General features: G+C 46.4%; 19 protein-coding genes and 1 pseudogene. 5 read left to right on the forward strand and 15 right to left on the reverse strand.

Annotated features, from left to right (window positions below):
• Positions 1–49 precede the first annotated feature (49 nt).
• The 7 genes from QT987_RS22100 to QT987_RS22130 form a co-directional block, all read right to left on the reverse strand.
• A complete protein-coding gene (locus tag QT987_RS22100; protein WP_333244369.1) occupies positions 50–1,528 on the reverse strand; it encodes a hypothetical protein in 1,479 nt (492 codons plus the stop codon).
• A gap of 984 nt (positions 1,529–2,512) precedes the next feature.
• Entirely contained in the window at positions 2,513–2,842 is a 330-nt protein-coding gene (locus QT987_RS22105) for a XisI protein (protein WP_333244372.1), read from the reverse strand.
• Positions 2,830–3,246, reverse strand: a complete 417-nt coding sequence (locus QT987_RS22110) for a XisH family protein (protein ID WP_333244375.1) — start codon at positions 3,244–3,246, stop codon at positions 2,830–2,832. The genes QT987_RS22105 and QT987_RS22110 overlap by 13 nt, the downstream gene beginning before the upstream one ends.
• A gap of 205 nt (positions 3,247–3,451) precedes the next feature.
• Entirely contained in the window at positions 3,452–4,603 is a 1,152-nt protein-coding gene (locus QT987_RS22115; RefSeq protein WP_333244378.1) for a Fic family protein, read from the reverse strand.
• Entirely contained in the window at positions 4,575–4,754 is a 180-nt protein-coding gene (locus QT987_RS22120; protein ID WP_333244384.1) for a DUF4007 family protein, read from the reverse strand. Before QT987_RS22120 ends, QT987_RS22115 begins: the two co-directional genes overlap by 29 nt.
• 475 nt (positions 4,755–5,229) lie before the next feature.
• Positions 5,230–5,613 carry a hypothetical protein gene (locus QT987_RS22125; RefSeq protein ID WP_333244387.1) on the reverse strand — a complete coding sequence of 128 codons (384 nt, stop codon included), beginning with the start codon at positions 5,611–5,613 and terminating at the stop codon, positions 5,230–5,232.
• Complete coding sequence (locus QT987_RS22130; protein ID WP_015179842.1) at positions 5,610–6,332, reverse strand: ParA family protein; 723 nt, start codon at positions 6,330–6,332, stop codon at positions 5,610–5,612. Before QT987_RS22130 ends, QT987_RS22125 begins: the two co-directional genes overlap by 4 nt.
• Before the next feature lie 352 nt (positions 6,333–6,684).
• On the opposite strand from QT987_RS22130, the gene QT987_RS22135 reads away from it, so the two are divergent.
• From QT987_RS22135 to QT987_RS22145, 3 genes are all read left to right on the forward strand, one after another.
• The gene (locus QT987_RS22135; RefSeq protein WP_071884064.1) at positions 6,685–7,035 is read left to right on the forward strand and encodes a transposase; all 351 of its coding nucleotides are present in this window, start codon (positions 6,685–6,687) and stop codon (positions 7,033–7,035) included.
• 267 nt (positions 7,036–7,302) lie between these two features.
• Positions 7,303–7,641: a hypothetical protein gene (locus tag QT987_RS22140; RefSeq protein WP_333244390.1), complete on the forward strand. Its 339-nt coding sequence runs from the start codon at positions 7,303–7,305 to the stop codon at positions 7,639–7,641.
• Positions 7,642–7,748: 107 nt separating this feature from the next.
• On the forward strand, positions 7,749–8,735 hold the full coding sequence (locus tag QT987_RS22145) for a tyrosine-type recombinase/integrase (protein WP_333244393.1): 987 nt from the start codon (positions 7,749–7,751) through the stop codon (positions 8,733–8,735).
• Between the two features lie 10 nt (positions 8,736–8,745).
• Here the strand turns inward: QT987_RS22145 and QT987_RS22150 are convergent, their stop codons facing one another.
• The 3 genes from QT987_RS22150 to QT987_RS22160 all read right to left on the reverse strand — a co-directional run bounded on the left by QT987_RS22150 (position 8,746) and on the right by QT987_RS22160 (position 15,093).
• Positions 8,746–9,039 carry a hypothetical protein gene (locus tag QT987_RS22150; RefSeq protein ID WP_333049072.1) on the reverse strand — a complete coding sequence of 98 codons (294 nt, stop codon included), beginning with the start codon at positions 9,037–9,039 and terminating at the stop codon, positions 8,746–8,748.
• Between the two features lie 82 nt (positions 9,040–9,121).
• The gene (locus QT987_RS22155; protein ID WP_333244396.1) at positions 9,122–13,282 is read right to left on the reverse strand and encodes a plasmid replication protein, CyRepA1 family; all 4,161 of its coding nucleotides are present in this window, start codon (positions 13,280–13,282) and stop codon (positions 9,122–9,124) included.
• 560 nt (positions 13,283–13,842) lie between these two features.
• Positions 13,843–15,093: a helix-turn-helix domain-containing protein gene (locus QT987_RS22160; protein WP_106334386.1), complete on the reverse strand. Its 1,251-nt coding sequence runs from the start codon at positions 15,091–15,093 to the stop codon at positions 13,843–13,845.
• A 205-nt stretch (positions 15,094–15,298) separates the two neighbouring features.
• Here QT987_RS22160 and QT987_RS22165 point away from each other — a divergent pair, with 205 nt between their 5' ends.
• Positions 15,299–15,652, forward strand: a complete 354-nt coding sequence (locus tag QT987_RS22165; protein ID WP_333244473.1) for an HNH endonuclease signature motif containing protein — start codon at positions 15,299–15,301, stop codon at positions 15,650–15,652.
• Positions 15,653–16,555: 903 nt separating this feature from the next.
• Here QT987_RS22165 and QT987_RS22170 read toward each other — a convergent pair.
• The 5 genes and pseudogenes from QT987_RS22170 to QT987_RS22190 all read right to left on the reverse strand — a co-directional run bounded on the left by QT987_RS22170 (position 16,556) and on the right by QT987_RS22190 (position 19,794).
• Complete coding sequence (locus tag QT987_RS22170; protein ID WP_333244400.1) at positions 16,556–16,720, reverse strand: hypothetical protein; 165 nt, start codon at positions 16,718–16,720, stop codon at positions 16,556–16,558.
• 74 nt (positions 16,721–16,794) lie between these two features.
• Positions 16,795–17,150 (reverse strand): annotated as a pseudogene (locus QT987_RS22175) (ISAs1 family transposase); the annotation flags it as partial.
• A gap of 92 nt (positions 17,151–17,242) precedes the next feature.
• A complete protein-coding gene (locus tag QT987_RS22180) occupies positions 17,243–18,793 on the reverse strand; it encodes a relaxase/mobilization nuclease domain-containing protein (protein WP_333244403.1) in 1,551 nt (516 codons plus the stop codon).
• Between the two features lie 50 nt (positions 18,794–18,843).
• The gene (locus QT987_RS22185) at positions 18,844–19,245 is read right to left on the reverse strand and encodes a plasmid mobilization protein (protein WP_333244406.1); all 402 of its coding nucleotides are present in this window, start codon (positions 19,243–19,245) and stop codon (positions 18,844–18,846) included.
• 408 nt (positions 19,246–19,653) lie between these two features.
• Positions 19,654–19,794: a hypothetical protein gene (locus QT987_RS22190; RefSeq protein WP_333244409.1), complete on the reverse strand. Its 141-nt coding sequence runs from the start codon at positions 19,792–19,794 to the stop codon at positions 19,654–19,656.
• A gap of 794 nt (positions 19,795–20,588) precedes the next feature.
• Between QT987_RS22190 and QT987_RS22195 the strand changes: the two genes are divergently transcribed.
• Positions 20,589–20,774: a hypothetical protein gene (locus QT987_RS22195; RefSeq protein ID WP_333195883.1), complete on the forward strand. Its 186-nt coding sequence runs from the start codon at positions 20,589–20,591 to the stop codon at positions 20,772–20,774.
• Positions 20,775–21,128 lie beyond the last annotated feature (354 nt).

The raw sequence follows: 21,128 nt of genomic DNA on the forward strand, positions 1-21,128 counted from the left end.
TTTAAAAGTTTTTTTTAGTTATTTAGTAATGCACAAATTTAGGTGTTTGTCAAATTAATTTAGATGCGTTTACCCTGCCATAAATAGTATCATTGCCATCACCACCGCAACTTGTATCGTTGCCCTCATCGCCAAACAGCAAATCATCTCCCCTGCCGCCGTCAACGATATCATTACCCTTACCCCCGTATAATGTATCATTACCTTCACCTCCAGAAAGCGAATCCTCACCTTCATTGCCAAAAAGCAAGTCATTTCCAGACCCTCCAAATAGCAAGTCACGCCCTTGAGAATCTAGATTGTTTGCCTCTCCTGTACCGCCGTATAAAGTATCATTGCCCTCACCGCCTACGAGGGTATCATTGCCAAGTTGACCCCAGATCAAGTCATTATCTTTGCCACCCAAAACGATATCATTACCCTTTCCGGCATAAATAGTATCGTTGCTAATGCCACCCGCGATCGCATCATCCCCACGATTGCCAAAGAGCAAATCTCCCCGATCATTTGTATCCGTAGTATTTGGATCGCCGTAATCACCAATAATCGTATCTTGACCTTGACCGCCATAAAGAGTATCAGGCCCTTTTTCGCCATAGATCAAGTCATCTCCTTTACCCCCATAAGCGAGATCGTTGCCATTACCGCCAATGATGGTATCGTTTTGTTCCATCCCAAACAGTAGATCGTTGCCACTACCACCAAAGATTAATGCAGGTTGATTCTGCATTTGGGCAGACAAAGGTTGATTCTGATTACGCTTCAATAAATCTATGACACCACCATAGATCGTGTCATCGCCACTGCCACCAATTAAGGTATTTGCACCGAACTCACCCCAGATTAAGTTATTGCCGTTGCCGCCGAAAATAAGATCGTTGCTTCCTCCATCAAAGATTAAAATGTCATCGTTCACCCCACTGTTGGGAAAACTGCGACCATTATCGCCAATAATCGTGATGCGCCCGTCGCTAGTAACTTTTGGCGGTTGCACTGGTGGCTGAAATATAACTGTTGGCGGTTCAGGGAGTTCTGGACACTCTGCGTCTAAATTGAGTAAGCTGACTTGGGTGGTAATGAGAGTTGGGCTTGAACTTGGAGATGGTGACAGGATTGGAGAAGCAGTCGCTGTTGAGTTGTTGGGGGTTGTTACTGGTGGTATTGACTCAGTAGAAGAACCATTACTTGGGGAGGGTGGCAAGATTGGAGAAGAAGGCGCTGTTGAGTTGTTGGGAGTTGTTGCTGGGGATGATGGCGTTGTAGAACCACCATCACCACTTGATGATGGGGGTGTAGAAGTACCATCACCGCTCGATGATGGCGGTGTAGAAGTACCATCACCGCTCGATGATGGCGGTGTAGAAGTACCATCACCGCTCGATGATGGCGGTGTAGAAGTACCATCACCGCTCGATGATGGCGGTGTTTCGACGCCTTGGATATCCATACCGCCCGCAGCAACGGGGGGAGAGGGCAGGATTGGGGAAGAGGGCGCAGTCGAATTGTTGGGAGTTGTTACTTGTGACATTAGGTTTTTTGGAAATAAAAATTATTCACGCTGCGTGATAACCGCGCATCAAACCAATTGCTCTTATGCGCCGAAACCCATTTTTAAGGATTTGAGCCTTTCTCTGCGAGGTGTGAGGAGCCTGAAATCCTCCTGAAAGCCTTTTCTTTTTTGTATGAGTGCGTGATGCCTAACCTAGATAGAATCTAGGGTTAACCCCGTTGTGTTAAAATAAGATAGGTCTCTTATTGCCAGCGGGCTGGCTGAGTGCGATCGACTGATTTGCCTCATCAATCGCGTTGGCGATCGTCTCTTCAAAGAAGAACATTTAACGAGCGCCCGAAGCGAAGCGGTAATTTCCAGCGTTTCAGGGACTTCTATCACCCCCAGCCACGCGGGCTGGTCTCAATTAGCGAATTATTCACCCTGAATCACATTGTCGGCCAGTCAATCTCTATCTTATATGCTTGAGTGCTATTTGATAAGGGAGCAGACTGCTGAGTCGATCGGGCGATCGCGTTTTTTTGCGACTGGGCGACGTGCCGTTTTTTGACGCCAGCGAGTGGTTTCCTGATAGATTTGTTACACTTCCTTCACCGTATTCACCGTTCTGGGGTTGTAACTTACTGGCAACTGAGCCACCTCTTTCGACACAGTTCCCTGAAGTTGTAGGAGATGCGATCGATAGATTATGCAAGATCCGACTTTTCCGACTTTACGATCCGACTTTTCCGACTTACAAAGGCAGGGGAGAGGAAGTATTATAGAACCCATTTGACATCTTTTCTTAAAAAATAAGGCAGACAAACAAGTCGTCTCACATAACTCAATAGCCACAAGACGAGAAATCATGGGGCAATGGTGGCAAAAGATCCCAAATTGATATCGCACAGGGCTTACGCTTACAGCAATAGATCTCAAATGGGTTCTATAAGCGTAAGTTCCGATCGCGTGACCAAACTAAATACTTTAATTTTGATGAAAATGTAAATCCTCCGTATCCAATTACCCCACTGCAAACTCAGTAAATTGACGCACGTAAGGGGCTTTAAAAGCTAAAACAATATCTTCCTTGGGAACTCCGGCGGCTACTAACTCATTCGCTATTCCTGCTTCCGTTCTATCCCTCTGAATCCAAAATTTACCATCTTTTATATCAACGTGAATTACACAGCCGTAAACCCGTTTTTGCTCGTTCCAGCCCAAATGAACCACATGATAATGCTCCCGTTCGGTATCAAAAAGTAATTGAACTTCGGTTTCAGTATCCAAGTCATTCCTTGAGTGTTGAGACAGAATTGTTTGGATTAATTCTCTGTAGTTTACTCTTTCCATAAAAGTATCCCCTCTTGAATAGCATCAAAAATGAGTAATTTGAGCTGATGCTCAGCGATTAATTCTTGAATAAAACGATTGCTAAAAAAATCATTATACACATCTTGGTTTATTGCTAAATACAAAATTCTGTTTTGTTGCTTTTTTCTCAGGGCAGAACGATAGCTGAGAAATTGACCCAAAGCTATATAAAAGCTGGCTAAATCAGATGCACCGATAAAAGATTTAATCTCTACAGCAATCTTGAAGCCATCTTTCTCTGCTGCTAAAATTTTCTCCCCTGCTAAGTCGATAAAAAAATCAAGTTCCTCTACCTTGATAAAAAGAGGATCGTGAGTGATGATCCATCCCTCTTTTTCTAAAGCTGAACGAACAGCATTGTGAAAGATATCTTTAGCGGACATATCATACCCACGAAATTGCTTAACCGAGCAGTATTGATTGCCATTCCGCCATCATATCATTACAGCCATTGGCGATCGCACCGCCGACCACCGGTTAAATAGGCGTTATTTTTCCGAACCTACTTCCGTTATTTTTTGGGTCATAACAGCTAAAACCCTTGCAAATTCGTAACGACTACCTGGAATTAGGGGCAAAATGCCCAAATTAACTTCCGCTATTTTCCGAAAGCGATTCCCTTATTTTGAAGCAAGCAGAGATCCACTCCTCAGCTAGTGCGTAACTGCGGACTCTTGCCCCAGAACCCACCAAAACCGGATAGATCAAACCACCTTCAGTCCACTCTTGCAGCCATTCGCGGGCAGTCTTGTCCGAAATCCCAAACCAAGATGCAATATCTGAAACGCCGATCGCAAAGGGATTTTCCACTCCATCCAAAACCCTTGCCAAAAGTCGGGTGAGGAGCTGTTGAGAGCGACGCGACAGTTCTTCCCAGGGGGGTGCGTCAGGAGCAGCACCTTGATAGAGAGATTTGGCTTTGAGTTGCAGTTCATCGGCCGCACGGGCCATCGTCTCAACAAAATAAAGCAACCAGGGCGTGTGGTCAGGGTCGTGACGACCTTCGTAGAAGTTCACCGGCAGCCCCATCTGCAACGAACGGTAATAGCGATCGCGATCGGCATTAAAATACTCGTCAAACGAGAAAAACCCCCGCATTCGGTAGCCGGAACGCCACAGTTCAGCAGTAGCCAACAGCCGTCCCGTGCGACCGTTCCCGTCATTAAATGGGTGGATGCTGAGAAAGCGGTGGGTGAGGATAGCCGCACGGATAGGGGCTGACAATTCGGCGGCGGCTGTTGAAGATAGCCAATCGACTAATTCCCCCATCAGCACAGGTACGTCCCCCGGTTCAGGTGGCCCGTAATCGATCGCCCGCGTGACTGTATCCACCACCGGACATTCTGTGATGCGATACTCGCTTTTGCTACCCCGCCGTCCGCGACCGCGCACGATGACAATGCGGTGTAGTTCTTTGATAAATGCTTCTGTAATCGGGGTTTGTGCTTCGGCAAATTCCTCAACGCGGTCAAGCGCCCGCCAATAATTGCGGACTTCTTGTTCGGCATCACTTCCCGTGCGATCGCTCCTCGCTATCGCCCGTCGCACCGCCGCTTCATCCAAGGGATTACCCTCAATTTGAGTCGAGCTGCGCGTACTTCTTTGCAAAGCATCGTGGCGCAGGCGTAGAGTGGTATCGGGTGGCAGCGGTAACACCTCGATGACAGCCCGCGCACCCTCGATGACTCCCAAATGCCTCACCAGATCGTGACTATATGAGAAGCGGGGAATAAAACTCATGGACTAATACTTCTGGATCTTGTGTGGCTGCATCAAAACCCTTTTTGAGCCAGCCAAACTGGGGATGAAAAGTCTCGTGTCTGGCAAAGACCAGATTCCCACTATACGCTGGATTTAGGGTACTAAATATGTCTTGGTCGGGCTGTTTCACTGTGGCTTCTGCTTGGGTTGGTACTCGCGAGCGTTCTCAAGCACCAGTTTTGTTGTAGGTATAGGCTAAAACATACACCAAATTCAGACGGGAAACGCATTCACCCTGACTCAGCCGATAAAATTTTGAGGACAGCCTACGATCTCATCGACATCAAGGGCGTTTTCACCCACAGCTTCCGGCTAACGGCCCTGACACTGATAAGTAACCCTGGCATTCCCTTGCGGGTGATCTAGAGGATGTCTAGTCATCACAGCTTAAACCAACTTCAAAGGTATGTTGACTAGACATCCTGTGAGACAAAAACTCTCAAATAAAAAGCCCTCGCCTAGATTCAGACGGGAGAAGAAAAGGACAGTAAAGCGCAAGAGGTTGTCTCCTTTCACCAAAATATATTTCCCACTACGACAGGAGTTATGCAACAGGCAGCACTACCAGAGCTCACACTTCACTAATACTTTATACACTTTATTGTCTAAAGGTTTAATAGGTTTAACTGTTTACGCAACTGCTCAACATTCTTGATTTGGCTCCAGTCCACATCAGCCTGTTGTAACAGAGAAATCGCCACACCCATCAAATGCTGAGGATACACTCGTTCTGCTGGTGGCACAGCTTGGGCGTTGTTGTCCCTAACAAGTCTGGCTGTATCTGCTAACCATTCCTGCTGGTTGCGAGTAATTTTGAAATTGACCGCAACCAGTTTCTCCTTGGAATTAGCCAGAGTCGCAGCTTCAACCGGAGGGTCAAGAGCCGGTACCCTATCAGCTTCCATATCTACTGGTGCCGGTGACTGCTTAATTCCCGAAAACTGGCTCAGCTTTCCAATCCCCCCCATCTTACTTTTAGGTTTGTTCACGACAACCTCCACAATTTTTTGCATTCTTTAGCTAAAAACCGATAAGATGAAGCACCGGAGGACTTGGCAGCATAGGCGGTGACAGGCTTTTGCTGAGCAATGGATTCTGCCACAGCAATGTTGTCAGGAATCACCGTATGCAGCAGCCGATAGTCGAGTTCCACAGAAGCCTCAACCAGCAAACTGTCAGCTTCCTGGGTTAACAGCAAGCGCGACTTATAGCGAGTCCGTAACACCTCAATTGGCACTCCTGTTTGCTCCCCTCGAATTAATTCCACCGCTTCCGACAACCCTTTGAGGGCAGCCGGTTCGCACAAAGTCGGAATCAACACGCGATCGCACGCCAACAGAGCCTGTACCGAAACGGAGGAGAGCCCTGGCGAACAGTCCATCAGGCACACATCAAACCCCTTAAGCTTAGAGAGGGCTGGGGTGAATAAATCATGAGGTGACTGCAACTGGAACAGTCCCAAATCCCCCGGAATCAGCCACAGATTTTTTACCTCTGTATTTAATGGCTCTACGTTATCTCCCTGAAGCCAATCTAAAGCTGTCGGCTGCTGACCGTCTTGACCTAACCCAAAACTAAGGGTGCGCTGCCCATCCAAGTCGAGCAGCAGGACGCGGCACTTACTTGCGGCGAGGCAAGCTCCTAAGTTTAAAACTGTGGTACTTTTCCCCGTACCGCCCTTGAAATTGAAAATAGCGACCTTCAACATAAAATCCTATTAAGGTCTAATCATTGTTTAGCTTAACACTTTTATGAGCTTAAATGTTAAAGTTCTAATATATTAAACGTCTAATATGTTTAACCGTTTATGGATAATTCTGAGGTCAGCCGCAGATTGGCAGTTAAAGTCTGAGGTATTTTGTCTGGCTGGTTAGACCCAACGATCAACCGGGGCGATTGCTCTTTTGAGTAACGAGTGCTCGTCGGCAAGGCTTGCGGTTATTGGTTAAACACTTAAACGTATTATACCTTTAAGTCTTTAGAGTAAGTGTCTCCCATAGCTGGCGAGTGAGGCAACTGAAGCAATGTCGCGCTTGGCATAGCGTTCCACCGCGATCGCAGTGCTGCCGTATGCTGATAAGCTGCTACGCAGCTTAGTAGTTGACAGGGCGCGCTGGCATACGAGTGAAAAAGTGGTTGTTCCAGAAGGAATCTTTCTTGAGTATTTGCCGCCTTATTCTCCTGAACTTCAGCCAGCAGAAAGGCTGTGGTGTCTTGCCGATGAACTGAAAGTTAATAAAAGTTTTGACAGCCTTGATGATGCGAGAAGAAGTGCTCGCCTCGCGCTATCAAATTTTAGCGACGACCATGACAGAGAGAATCAAAAATCTTACCTTTTATCATTGGTGGTCAGAGCCAGAAATTTTAGCCACAGGATAACTGATAATTTTCCTCTTCTACTAACTTCATAATTGCTATCTATTCATTTCACACGCTCGCAAGTGGACAGAGGAACTTTTTTGCTGCTCGTCAATTAGCAAGCTTTATTGAATTTTAGACAATTTTCTCTTCTTCCTTTCAACTATAAAAGTTCTTTTTATTGGACGATCGCGAGCGCAAGTTTCTTTACTCCCGACGATAAAGGGGGTAACTAACCCGGATTTGGTATGACCAAGGGCTAAATCATGAAAACATCTCTAAATTTGACAGCCGCCCAATTAGAGTAACTAAAAGCGCATTTGTTCCCTGGCGACGGTCAAGAAGCTGTTGCTATTGCACTTTGCGGTCGCGTTGCTGGAAATGGCACCCATCGCTTGTTAATCCACAAAATTGTGCCAGTACCTTACGAATACTGTTCCCTTCGTACTCCTGACCAAGTGAGGTGGTCAACTAATATCCTCATACCATTCCTCTGTGAAGCTGCCAAGCGCCGCATGGGAATTCTCAAAATTCACGGACACCCTGAGAATTTCCCCCACCATTCTGATATTGACGACGAGGCTGACCGCCACCTTTTCCCGTCTATCTACGGCTGGGTAGAGTTGCGTCAAATTTATCAGCCCACGACCGAACAGTGAAGTTAGGGCAACAGCGATCGCTGTTGCGTGGTAATAATTCCCATAATTGTAATTTCGGGAACTATTCAGGGTTTAATGGGTTAATTGCGCGATGAATTAAATTCGCTATGCTCGCCCATCCCTCCAGCCTCAACTCCTTGGTTACGGTTTCTAGCCTCCTGGAGACCTGGACCGAATTCCTCGCTCTTGATGTCGCTGCGGGGGACGCAGCACAGGATACCGCCGATACCTACCGTCGCCAGTTGCGACTGTTCCTATCCTGGTGCGATTGCGCCAGCCCCCAAATCAACCCGACCAGTGCAACCAAAGAAGATATCAAGCGCTACCGTCGCTTTTTAGTGGATGATCGGAAATTGAAGCCGGCAACAGTAGCCCTAAAATTATCGGTAGTCAGGCGCTTCTATGATGCAGCCGTGGAGAAGGGGCTAATTTTGACCAACCCTGCCCTCAGCATCAAACCACCGAGGGAAAAGCGAGATGCTGCTGAGAAGGTGACTTACCTAGAAAAGTCGGAAGTCGAGAAGTTGCTGGCGGCGATTAAGAGCGACGGCAGCGTGAAGGCGCTGCGGGACAAGGCGCTGCTGGCGATTATGGCTCTGGAGGGGCCGCGCACGGTGGAGATGCACCGGGCTAATATTGCTGATTTGGTACAGCAGGGCAATAATTTGGGGATTCGGGTGGAGGGGAAGGGAAGCATTAGGATTGTGCCGCTAACGCCGGACATTGCGATCGCTCTGATGAATTACTTGGAAGCGAGAAAAGCGATTGAAGTGCTTGCGCCCTCTAGCCCGCTGTTTGTAGCTGTGGGATACCGGGCAGGTGGGCAGAGGATCAGCCGCCGGGGGATACGGAAAGTTGTGGACGGCTATTTAAAGGAAGCAGGGCTGAAACATTCGCCCGGGCGCACAATATCGACCCACAGTTTGAGACATACGGCGGGAACGCTGGCGCTGCGAGCAGGGGCCGAACTGCGACAAGTGCAGGACTTGTTGGGGCATAAAGACCCCAGGACGACTTCTATTTATACTCACGTAGCAGAGCGATGGGCCAATAATCCGGCTCTAAAGTTAGGGATTACGATTGGGCCACTGTAGGTCGCTACATCTATGAAGCGATCGCCATTGCTTGGGCTGCAATAATTCGCCACTGTCCATTCTCTTTCAGATACGTGCGTGTATATCGGTAAACACCGCCAAAGGATTTTCCCTTAAACGTTCCTGCTACTATAGCGTTTCCTAGTAAGCGTGAGGTACAATAACAGCAATGAGTAAACCAGTTCCTAATCTCATTTTTAGAGACTTGAGCCAATGCAAATTCAAGAGCTTTAACTCGCATCAGGATAAGTTCTGGCACTGATTTGACGTAAAATACTTTTAATCTTTGACCAACAGTTTTCAAGTCGCCTATTACATCAGCAGCTTAGAAGCATTCAAATCTTTTAAAGAATTAAGAGATTTGTATATCAAAAGTCAGTAGAGTGTCAACCTGTCCCCCCTTCTGCAAGCTCTAAGCGGTGTGCGTAAGTGTTGACGAATTGCCCCGAAAACAGGGATTTCACCATTACCTGAGCCCCAGAAACAGCTCTAACGACATATTTCTGAACCTCACCGCAGAACCTCACCACCGAGCCAACTTTCAGCTCAGACGGTGCCATTTGGGGTACTTTTGCCTCATAAGTGGGAATAGCATGAGTTTCGGGTTCTATCGCCTGATATGAAGCTGCAACTCCCATCTCTTCAGTTGTTAATGTCTCCCCAGGTGCAGCTTCCACTCCAAACACTTGAGTAGTGTGAGCCCATTCCTCATCCAGAGGCGACACACCCTCAGATATCTCTATATTATTATCCGACCCTGTGCCAACAGTTCCCACCTCATTATTTTGTTGAGGGAAATCCTGAGAAAACACACCCTCTGACATCCCTATATTATTATCCGACCCTGTGCCGACAGTTCCCACCTCATTATTTTGTTGAGGAAAACCAAGAGGCGGCACAACCTCAGATATCTCTATATTATTATCCGACCCTGTGCCAACAGTTCCCACCTCATTATTTTGTTGAGATAAACCAAGAGGCGGCACACCCTCTGATATCTCTATATTATTATCCGACCCTGTGCCAACAGTTCCCACCTCATTATTTTGTTGAGGAAAATCAAGGGGAGGCACACCCGATGACATCTTTATATTATTATCCGACCCTGTGCCAGCAGTTCCCACCTCATTAATCTGTTGAGATAAACCAAGGGGAGGCACACCCGCTGACATCTTTATATTATTATCCGACCCTGTGCCACTAGAAACCTCTCCTAAACACTCTCGTGCACCTTCCGCCGACACTGCCTCTTTATCCCGCTGCTGCCAAACCTCAAAAATCGCCTCCCTGCCATCCTGGGGAAACTCAAACTGGTAAACCCTAATACGTTTCTGCCTACCTAAAGCATCTCGTTCCTCCGACCTTTCTTGGCGAACCCGTCGCAAAGTAAAGCCCAGCTTACCCCTTAAAATATACTGCACCACCTCCATCGGCTTAGCATCAGGATGGATACTAATACCCAGAAAATCCTTAATATCAACACTGCACTGCTTCACTTGTTCCGCAAAAGCTATCACATCCGCGTCAGTCCCCCGGTACTCTCGATTAACATTAAACAATGACTTTATTCCCAACGCCTTCAAAGCTTCCACACTTGCCGTCAGCAAACGCAAATCTTGAGGACACACCTTTCCTTGCCCCCTTTCCAGATGCCCCGCCAAGTGATTTTTATCTCGAAATCTGACCAACTCCGGGTCATAAATTAAATAGTAATGTAAGCGAATTTGAGGCAGCCAGCCAGCATCATCCTTCAACTTAAGTTCAGGCGTGATGGGCACTCCATAAGTCTCTTGTAATTGATACTTGCGCTGCTGGTTTAGTTCATCACGAGTCTTAGCCCGTTTGTCCTTCAATTCTAAGTATTTAGAAAGAGTAATGTCAGAAGCATTATTAACAGCCTGCGCTTCTAACAATTTATTCTCTTCCTTGATAGATGTCGCTTCTGCACGGATGCAAGCTGCTACCGTTTCCCGGCTATCTAACTCCGACTTTAATTTGCGGTCTTGCGACTCTAGTTCTTCCAATAAATCCCAATTTTGAGCATTGTTTGCTGCAAGCTGTCGTAACCGCAAAACTTTGAGTTCTTGTTGTAATTGATTCTCTCGACATAGCGAAACAGAATGCCCTTCAGCTTTTAAAGCTTCCCAAATTGCCTCCCTGTAGTTCCACATCCCAGCATTAATTCTCGCCCCCATTTTAGCCCAAGTCCGCAAGTGAATTGGGTCGTAAGCTTCATCAATGTCAAAATCCACGCCTTGCAACAATTTGAGATTGGTTGTGATGACTTTTTTTTGAGATTTGAGAATTGCTTGGTAACTCGAACTGCCATTGCCAATTTTACCCACACCAAAGGGCGCAGTCCAGACAAACCAAGGCACAGTTTCATCTCGAACTCGCGCTAGTGCTTGCAAAGCGTCATTGACAGCAATTGCTCCTTTAAAAATGCCGAAAACGGCTGTAAAATGATGGCGAAGGTCAATGCTAACTCCTGTGCCAATTGTGGGACTGGCGATGATGATATCATAGTTTTGTATGAGTGTATTTAGTTGGTCAATGCAACCGTAAGCGGGATGATTTGGGTCTGATACTGATTCGCTATCAATCCTGAGAATTAGCTGATGAGGAAAGCGTTTTTGCAGTTGCGTTTCGAGGTTGCGACAAGACCAATTTCCTGTAACTTTTTGTGAGTCTTCTACAACCATAATGCGCGGTCGATATCGCTCTATAGGGTGAGATTCAGTAGGTTTTTTTGAGTGACATTCAGAAAAGTTTATTGCGCTACATTTTGCGGTTGTTTCACAATCACATTTAGCAGGGTTTTTACAGTCATATTCACTAGGATTTTCCGAAACATATTTAGCAAAGCATTTAGAGTCATATTTAGCGCATTTTACAGGATATTGATCTGAGGTTTTCTGACAATATTCAGTAGGGCTTTTAGAGCCATATTTAGTACAGGTTATAGGAGAGCATTCGGCACGGCTTTCAATGTCACAACAAGTGACTTCTTGAGACAGAATTTGCTCCATTTGCACATACAGCGGAGCCGGGTTAGAAGTGGCAAAAAACGTCACATCTCTCCCTCGTTTTGGTTTCCACTCGTTAACAACAACCCAAGGGGAAATAGGGATACCTGCTATGGCTATTAAGTAGTCGATGCTGTAATCGGATAAGTCGGCATCTTGGGCAACAACTAAGCCGCCACTTGTCAAGACGTTGTGGATGAGTTCTTGCAGAGTTTGCAAGATGGTGACTCGGTTTTCGCGGCAAGTTGAACTGTTTAAGGCGTGCCAGATGACTTGTTCGCACTCGTCGATGATGACGATCGCGCCGAACCAATCTTCAGGATTGAATTTTGCTTGAGAGAGGGGGTGGAGGCTGTCTATGCACAAGCCGTATCCGAACAGTTTACCCTCGGCTGAGTCTCTGGTTTCGTCGATGTAGTTGATTCCTAAGCTGGCACAGATAGCCCTGCCCAGTTGAATCCTATGGGTAATTATCAGCACGCGGCGATCGCCTGTGGAAAGGGATTGTGAGACTAAGTTGGTGAGGGCTTGGGTTTTGCCGGTGCCTTTGGGGGCTTTGATGCAGGCTAACCCGGACTCTGGATAGGGGAGTTTTCCCAGATAGCGAGAATTTAGCTTTAAAGAGGCGGGATAGGTTAAAAGCCATGATTCCCTATCAAGCCAGAATTGGAAGCCTTGCGCTTCATTTTTGAGGGCGCTGAAGGCATCTGAGCCCTTCGATACCACGAAATCGTCAACGCCTTTTTCTGGCCCTGGCAGGTTGATGACTTTGACGGGGCAATTAGCGGCTGTGAACAGGCGACCGAGTTTGCCAATTTCCCGGTTGACGTTCTGGATGGTTTGGCGTTTGCTGTCGCAGTCGAAGCAGATGTAGATTTCACGTTCCTCTGTGGCGAAGTGTTGCAGTTCGGGGATGAGGTAGGGGTCGCATTTTTCGCCTTGCGGGGTTTTGGTTCTGACACCGCCAGTGACACCGGGGAGGGCGATGGCGGCGTAGCCCAGTGTGAGTAGGCATCCGGCTTTTTTTGCGCCTTCGACGATGATGACGGGGATGTTGTTGTCCCATACCCATTGCCAGAAGCCAAGTTGTCTGTCTGAGCTGTCGATGGGGACACCGTAGCGTTCTGCGACTTTTGCCCAGATGTGGTCTGGAACTTGCAGGAAGAAGGCTCTGGTGGGGGTTTTGGGGGGGTGTTCGTATTTGACGGGTTTGATTTTGCCTTTGGGGTCAAAGGCGTTTCGGGGGTGGTGGGGTTTGAAGCAGCCCCAATACATGGGTTGCCAGTTGTTGAGGGGGTCAAGGCCTGAGCACCACCAGCCGCCAGCTTCGATGTGGCTGTAGTGTTTTCTGGCCCACCGCCATTGTGCGTCGGGGTGGACTCTGCCGGAGGCGGCGTTGATTTCGTACAGGAGGTACGGGTAGGGGGTGTCGCCTGAGAGGGTTTGGACGTTGAGGGCGAAGAGGTCGGGGTCTACGCCTGAAGCCAGCCATTCGGACAGGGGGGAGATGGGTGATGTCATTGGACACCCCCGGTGTTGGTGGAAGGTAGGGGTGTGAGCCTTTGTCGGCTAGGTGGAGTTGAGTGGGCTTTTCGTCTGCACAGGGGTGCTTCTTTGATTTCAGTGAAGCTATGGACACTTCCCGTGCGCTTGGTTTGACGGCGAGCGTTCCAGCGCCTCTGACAATTTTCTCGTGTCACGTTTTGCGTTTTGCAGGATTTAGACCAATCCTTAGCCTGTCAGACTCGGCTGCTGTGGTTCGTGATGCTCTCTCAAACTACTCAAACTAATCAGGACAATTTTCGAGGATGAAAGCCATACGGGGTAAGGCTTTTAAAATTTAAACGATCCCGAATGAACACGAAACGATCCCGAATGAACACGAAACGATCCCGAATGAACACGAAATGTTTACGCGCTGTAAGCCTTATCATATATTGATTTGAAGCCAATTTTGGCAAAATTTTTGCTGTTTACAAGTTCGTGAACAGTCTGGGGTTGGTCTGAGGTAGGGCATGAAAACAAAACCCCCTGTATTTCGAGGAGGTTTTGTGAGATGCGAGATTTTTGTGAGTGGCTAGTTACTCGTCAGTTAAGCCCAGATGCTCCAATATCTTGGTCTTCAAGCTAGGTTTGAGGGTACGCGGATAGCACCCGTTTTCTATCTGGGATAGTTGGGATGGTGAAATCTCTACCCTCTTTGCCATCACTCTTAAGCTTTCTCCCATAGCTTTCCGAGCTTCCCTTACCTGTTGACCAAAAGCTATAGGTTCGGCCAAATTGGGTGTTGGTTGAGCTGACTTCCGCTTGCAACGAGTTTTTTTTGCCTGTTGCGGTTGTTCTGGTTCTGGTTTCAGGCGTTTAGGCAGCGCTTCTGGCTGGCGTAAAGTCCCGTTAAGTTGCAGCCAGGTTTCAAACCAGTGATTGGGCTTTTTGACTTTGCGATCTGGATGCACCCAGTCTGGAACATCAGGATCGTAGTCAAAACGGTATGGGGATTCAAAGTTCCCCAGTGTTTTCAGTCCTCGATCAAAGCTGCGTTTGAGGTGTAAGGCTGCAACTCGGTCTGTCTTGGCTGCCACTATCTCCTTGCCATACCCGATGCGCGTCAGTAGTGTCTCTATTTGATACCGACCGCTTTTGTGCTGTTGCAGGGCAAATACGGTAAAGTAAGCTAGCCTGAGCGCCAGTTTTTCCCGGTAGGGGTCTAGTTTTAATGCTTCGCTGGTGATGTAACCAAATTCCCGCAAATAAGCGTGATTAGCAAACTTGTTAAACCATAAGCCAGGGCGGAAGGTGATTTCAACGTCAATAAAGGTGTCTTTACCGTCCAAAGATGGCTGGACAATCTCGTGAATCTCAAAGATGTCCCACAGATGCGACATTCTTACTGACAAGATGTTTTTTTCCTTGTATCGCCATTCTCTTACACAAACTTCTATCCGTCTGAGCAGTTGCGCTTGATGGCTGATCTGCTGAAGTTTTTCTGTTTTGGAAAGGTATTGGGTAGGCTTGCTGTCTTGACTTCTGTTGGCTTTGCGGATGTAGTGATTTCTTTTCTGAGCTTCACCAAAGTCATCTAGAAGTTTAGAGGCTGATACTGTAATTTCTTCTCTCCAAGCTTCGGGTTTGCGGAAGGCAATTATTGCCAGTGCGTAGTGCAGTTTGAGGATTTCTTCTCCGAATTTCTGGGCAATGACTTCCTTGGCTTGATAGGCAATTTCAGCAAAGTCTGTTAGGTCAAAGCGATCTCGGATTTGCAGTTCAACTCGACCTTTGGAAAAATCTTTGCCGCCATTCAAACTGGTTTCGCTTATTTCCCAGAAATCCATACCAGTGACTCCAGCCGTATAGATCGTATCTGTGATTGCACTACTGGGGCATTCTTCGTAGAATTTTCTTTGGCATAGCCGGGGTTCTGTAGATGACTTATGTGACCGTTGCGATTGCTTTGGCTCCGCGTAGGAGCTGTTGCTAAGGTTATTAGAGTCTATATTAACCTCAAGGTTTTGATTATCGCAGATTTTCTTGCCAGACATGGGGGTGATCTGTCTCCACCTGTTATGGTCGGTCCATCGTGCTTGTCAGGTTGATGGGTTTGCTAATTACAAAGTTTTATCGTCGCATTACGAAGTAAATCGCTCTTCTGTGGGTAAAACCATTTGGGAGCCTGGGTCTAAATATTACAAAATAGCCCAAAACCAGAACTGGTTGTGTCCAATCTGTGGGGAAAATCTACACAATGGAGAAGCTCTAGAAACACACCACATAGTACCTCTGGTAAAAAGTGGAACAGATGAAATCGACAATCTTCAACACCTACATAAAATTTGCCATAAGACGGTACATAGTGGTAAACGTTCTGTGAAGGCAAAGGCCCCGGCCGTATGATGCGACGAGTAGCAAGTACGGTTCTGAGGGGAGGAGATACGGTGACGTATGCTCTCTTGCCCGACAGTCGCAAGCACGGTTTCGGATGGGAGGGGTGGAGTAGTAATACTCCCCTCGACCCTAACCGATTTGGTGGCGTATGAGGACTTGATGGTTCGTAATATGGTCAAGAATAGACACTCTTGCAAATCGATCGGTGATGCAGCATGGACTCAGTATTCCGAATCAGTGGTGGGAGGATGTCAATCGAATGTCCGAATAAACCTGCAAGCCGCTTTGACGCAAGCTCCCCATTGACTCTATCAATCCGAGTGCACTTTGACCAAACTAATGCAGGAAAATCGATATAACTGAGCCAAAAAAATTAGCTAAAAATTGGGAGGAAAAAAGAGGAAAAAACAGCACATTTTTTACTCATTACACCTCCTATTTCGTACTTTTAGCCTCATTTTAAGTATAAATGCTTATGAGTTTTTGTAAAGAATTGTTGCTTTTGGCGTGATTTTCTGTACTCCGACACCTCTTGAATCCTGCTAAATCCTCGTAATAAGTACGGTAGTCGCATAGCAAGCCATGTCAAATAGACGTAAGAAGGGGGTAAAAATGATCAATTTATGGTTTTTATGGTTTTTGCAAGACTGCTATGAGAATAGCTGCAATTTGGAGTTAGCTCACGCTCACTCTGGGCAGCTAAGAGGAGAAAGTTTGACTTGCTCGCTGTTTGGATTTTGACGCCCGCTGTACGCTCGCTCTTTGAGTCGATATTGAAGCCAAGAGCGAGCCAGTTGGTGTACAGGAAAGCCTTGGTTACGATGGAGCATCGCCGGGCACGACGCAAGCCCGTTGGTGCAGTTGGGTATTGGCTGGTAACGCCCAACGCGATCGCGCCTTGCCCTCCTGTTTTTAATCTCGCAGCCAGTAAAGATGTTGATGCTCGCTGTTGGACGATCGTTCGTCCGACAGCGAGCATCGAGCTTGGACTGAACTCGCCATGAGAGCCGATCGCTTTTGCTCGTAGGTCGGGTTGATGCCAGCAAATCCAACATCGACCATAGCTTTATCAGTCACAAAGATAGCCAGGAGTCGAAAGTTGGATATTGGCAGTTTAGATTTCAACAGAGCACAAGCGTGAGCAAGTGAGTCTAGGGTAAGAGCATCTCAATCAGGCTTGACACAAGCACTCTTTGAATCTGCATCATATAGTCATCATTCATCGCGGCTCGGTTCTTTTTTTGTCGCAAACTACGTCGGAGAGGCGTTTCTTGATTGATGGCATTAAGTGCCATTCGTCTTAGAAAAGCCAAATTTTGAGGACTGTTGAACGACCGAATGCGGCACTGGTCTTCATTAAAAGTAACATCTAACGTCCAATGCACTTGGTTTTCAATGCCCCAATGTTGACGAATAGCACGACCATTCCGCTTTAGCATCTACTGGTAAAGAACTTAGGTAAAACTGCACAGGAGTGAGTGGTTTTGTTCCACAGATGACGAACTCTTAAGGGCGATCGCTCCGGGTGCACCTTACGCCACAGATAGTCTAAAAATTCCTCAGTTGCGTAAGTCGTATCAATTTTTTAAGCTGTAAAAGCTAATCCAGTTCGATATCTTGGATGCGCTGTTTATACTGTTGGTTATTTTGTTTGTGAGTTTGCTGTTCTTGCTCAATTAATTGTATCCAAATGTCATTCCAATTTGACTGTGGATTAACAAGTTCTGCATTCGGTAGCAGCTCGCTTGCATTTCGAGCGAGCATATAATCTTCTGCCATCGCTATAATAACGCTATCGAGTTCTTGTAAGAATTCTATAGGCAGTTGTGAAGCTCGTTCAATTCCTAGGTAAATTGTGGGTGGTGGTGTTGTAGAGTTATCCTGGTTATTTTCCTGTTCAATAAGCAAAATTGAAAGGGCTTCGATTGGGTTACAGGCAATCACAGCTCGCTCAATTTCTCCGGTAGTGGCTACCCAGAAAGCAGCTTCAGATGACAGGGGATGGGTTGTAGTAAAGTTACCTCTTTCATCGAGAACAAAAGCAAACCGGGCTTCCCCCTCAAGCGTCCGTGCCGTAAATACAGCCTTTTCTGAGCCGGCATACAACCAAGAATGAGAGTGCAATTTTTCAAGCAATTCTAAAGGTAAACTGTACTCGACTGCGAGATGCGAGCGCACTTTTGGCCACTGAGTTTCATCAGGTTCAGGCAGGATTGACAGTTGTAACTCTAACTCATTTGGTGTTGCAGGAGTTGCAGGTGCGGTTGCTGCTAGCTCGGATTGTGACGACTCTAACTCATTTTCCTCTGCCTCGCCAGGGGCGTTCGCTAAGATATGTTGTGGTTGCATTAAAGCATCAATTAGGGCGTTATCTCGCCCTTTGTCATAGCTAACGCCTCGATGCTTTTGCAATCCACAAAAAGTGTAGGCTTTACCCAACTGAGTGCCGCTTAAAGCGACTCCATCTAAATTGTAAGAAATGCCTTTACTGAAGCCAGTTCGAGTTCGAGTCAATCCGACTTGCACCTCTACGGCTTGTTGCTGCAACCGCTCAACGAATTCTGGCATACTTGGGTTGTCTTGGGTGACTTCATCAATTAGGTCTTGCAATTGCACCCTGACGCTCTTGTTTCCCTTGCTTTTTAATTGCCTGCGTTCTCCTGTAGTCTGAGCTCGCTTGTCTGTTTCCCAACTGGGTGTAACAGTTTCCAGGTTGTAGTTCCGTTCGAGTTGGCGAATAGTTTCTTGGCTTTTGTAGTAATCCCAGCTATCGTCAACAACACCTCCATCTAGGCGAATGCGACTGGCGACGATGTGAATGTGGTCGTGTTCTGTATCGCTGTGCTTGACAACTGCGTACTGGTTGTTGTCAAATTCCATCGCTTTCATGTAGTCGGCTGCGATTGCCAGCCAGCGCTGGTCATTTTCAACAGAATCTTCTAGTTTCTGGGTGCTTGCGACTGATAAAGTGGCGTGAAAAACTGCTACTTTCAGGTTAGGTCTTAGTTGTCGGGCGATCGCAAATTCAGCAGCGAGTTCTTCAGGAGTTTGTCCGCACATAGTACCGCCAATTAAGTAAGCACCTTTTTTGCCGAGTACATAGTTCAGACAGCCCCTCCAGCCTGTACCTTTGATTTGTTTGCCAATCATAACCGTTTTGCAGTAGGTTTATTGCATCGATTGCTCAGGCTTGTTAAAAATTAGCGAACTGTAGAATTGGTAAGGTTTGCAACTATTGTTTTAATAGCAGTTTGGTTTTGTTGAATGAGGTGCTGTACGCTTTCTAAGAGTCCTCTATTGACAATAACGGGTTCTCCCAATACCACAGCACTATTGCAAGCTTTAGCAATCTGATTGAGGTTGTTTCCTGCAATTCTCAATTGGGCATCAATCTTGCACAAAACTTGATAGGCTTTCAAGTCAAATGCAGCTAGAGGGCGTGGCATGGTTCTCCTCAAAGCTGCACGGCGTATGAAGTCGCTCATGCTCAAATTGACTTGCTCTGCTCTGGCTTTAATTTGATTGTAGTCAGAGTCAGTGAGGCGAATGTGAATATGGTTTGATAGCAGCTCTCTAGGTTTGGCTTCCGGTAAAGTCTTCATAGTTTTTAATCAGTAAAAACCTCTTACCAAGATACAAGTTAACAACTGTAATCGACAAGCGCTATTCAGGTGATTTTATCCCCCCCAATTGGAGAGGGCTGTTTAGACAGTTTATCAAAGTAGAGACTGACTATAATTTTCTTTATTTGGAGAGAATAGTGGATTTAGGTGCGATCGCACTTGAATAAGTGATGAGCTTGTTGAATTGCTTTTGAAGCATTTTCTCCCTCTAATTTCTTAGAGCTATATAATATTCAGCTTAAATCGTAGTACAAATAGTTACAGTTGTCATTAAAGCTAAAGAAAGTATTAAACCCGACCTTACGGTTAGGCTTCCGTAAAAGGAGGGTGCATTATTTCTCTTCCTGCACGTAAAAGTCTGGTTTGTGATCACAAAAACATTGCTTGCTATCGCTCATCTCTGCTTTTTTCCTTAGTTTCCGAGCTTGCATAAATTTGAGTTTTTGTGAGTTTTTGTGAGTTTTTTGCTGCAAATACTGCTTCGACTTCAGCTAATAGTTCAAGCTGAGCTTGCATAGTTTTACTCATGAAAACTCACAAAAACTCAAATTTATGCAAAAAAACTCATGAAAAGCCAGTCTCAAAAAGTTAATTTTGAGGTTTTTTACCGTGACGGTACACTTAATATCAATTTAATAATTTAACAGCAAACTCTGCACTCCCCAATTTAAGTGATTGTAGCAGAGGCAAGCTACTAACTGTAGCATTTATAGCAAGCTGTACTTTCAATAATGAGCAAGCCGAACTAATTGAAAGCTGTTAAGGTTGCCTAAAAAATAGCGGCCTCGTTATTAGCCATTCAGCTATTGCATATTAATGTATCGGAACAATGGCGGTAGCGTTTTTCTCTTTTTGAGTTGCAGTTCAGTTTGTTTGGCTTTATTGAAGGCAGTGCTACCGCACGGTTGTACTTGATTTCAGAGAGAGTGCGCTCGCCTGAGCCCCTCTAAGCACCCAGGCCCTAGCGATATGAGTTTTCACGCGGCATTACATAACGTTGAACCAGCATGATTGGTTAACTTGAGAACTCAGGGAAGCGATCGCCACCCATGCTACCCAGGTGTGACGGGGCAATTGATGCCAGTGTTGCCAGAAAAGTCGCCACAATAGTATGAGCAATCGGCACAGTTGAAGAGCGGGTAAAAATTAAGTCTTGTGACACACTTGGCTAACATCGCATCAGTGGTATTGATTGGGAGGCACAGTTGAAGAGCGGGTAAAATTAAGCCCCTTGACACCCCAGCCCTAGTTTTTAGGTAGTTGTGGCGATAGCTGCACGGCTCACGATTCAAAGCCAAACCTTTGTGGTGATTTGAATTATTTTGACTTTAAAAACTACAACTCGCGACTCGACTCCGCTGCCCTTACTCGAATATCCGAATCTGCCGGATTGTCGCTACCACTGGCTCACCATTGACCCTATCAAGTCGATGCTCGCTGTGATTATCGTTCGTCCGACAGCGAGCATCGACGCGATCGCCTTGCACTTAGGATTACCGCATTCATGAGGGTGCATTGTTTTTCTTTCTGCACGAATTACTCAGGGTTTGCGATCGCAAAACCATTGCTTGCTACCGAGAGAGAACAGCCAAAACCGACCTCAACAAGCAAAGGCACGAACAGCACAAAAAAGCAGTAATTTGACCGAAAAATTCAGGTATTTGCAGGATATTTTCAGGTAAATACAGGTAAAGTGCACCCCCTGCAAATACCTGCTTTCCGCCTGACTTTATACTGCACTTGCCTGACTTTATACTGCACTTGCCTGACTTTAGCTGACGCAACAATTAGCTAATTTTTTAGCGTTTTTAACAACAAGTGGATTGACTTAATAGTCAAGTTGTGGCATCGCAATTGAATAA

Origin of the sequence: Microcoleus sp. SVA1B4, from assembly GCF_036700545.1 — a bacterium.
Taxonomy (GTDB): domain Bacteria; phylum Cyanobacteriota; class Cyanobacteriia; order Cyanobacteriales; family Microcoleaceae; genus Microcoleus.

Coding starts and splice junctions, on each gene's coding strand:
- QT987_RS22185 (WP_333244406.1), bottom strand. CDS start 19,245: ATGAAGACTTTACCGGAAGCCAAACCTAGAGAGCTGCTATCAAACCAT.
- QT987_RS22110 (WP_333244375.1), bottom strand. CDS start 3,246: ATGTCCGCTAAAGATATCTTTCACAATGCTGTTCGTTCAGCTTTAGAA.
- QT987_RS22160 (WP_106334386.1), bottom strand. CDS start 15,093: ATGGATTTCTGGGAAATAAGCGAAACCAGTTTGAATGGCGGCAAAGAT.
- QT987_RS22105 (WP_333244372.1), bottom strand. CDS start 2,842: ATGGAAAGAGTAAACTACAGAGAATTAATCCAAACAATTCTGTCTCAA.
- QT987_RS22115 (WP_333244378.1), bottom strand. CDS start 4,603: ATGAGTTTTATTCCCCGCTTCTCATATAGTCACGATCTGGTGAGGCAT.
- QT987_RS22180 (WP_333244403.1), bottom strand. CDS start 18,793: ATGATTGGCAAACAAATCAAAGGTACAGGCTGGAGGGGCTGTCTGAAC.
- QT987_RS22155 (WP_333244396.1), bottom strand. CDS start 13,282: ATGACATCACCCATCTCCCCCCTGTCCGAATGGCTGGCTTCAGGCGTA.
- QT987_RS22165 (WP_333244473.1), top strand. CDS start 15,299: ATGGGGGTGATCTGTCTCCACCTGTTATGGTCGGTCCATCGTGCTTGT.
- QT987_RS22145 (WP_333244393.1), top strand. CDS start 7,749: ATGCTCGCCCATCCCTCCAGCCTCAACTCCTTGGTTACGGTTTCTAGC.
- QT987_RS22190 (WP_333244409.1), bottom strand. CDS start 19,794: ATGAGTAAAACTATGCAAGCTCAGCTTGAACTATTAGCTGAAGTCGAA.
- QT987_RS22100 (WP_333244369.1), bottom strand. CDS start 1,528: ATGTCACAAGTAACAACTCCCAACAATTCGACTGCGCCCTCTTCCCCA.
- QT987_RS22130 (WP_015179842.1), bottom strand. CDS start 6,332: ATGTTGAAGGTCGCTATTTTCAATTTCAAGGGCGGTACGGGGAAAAGT.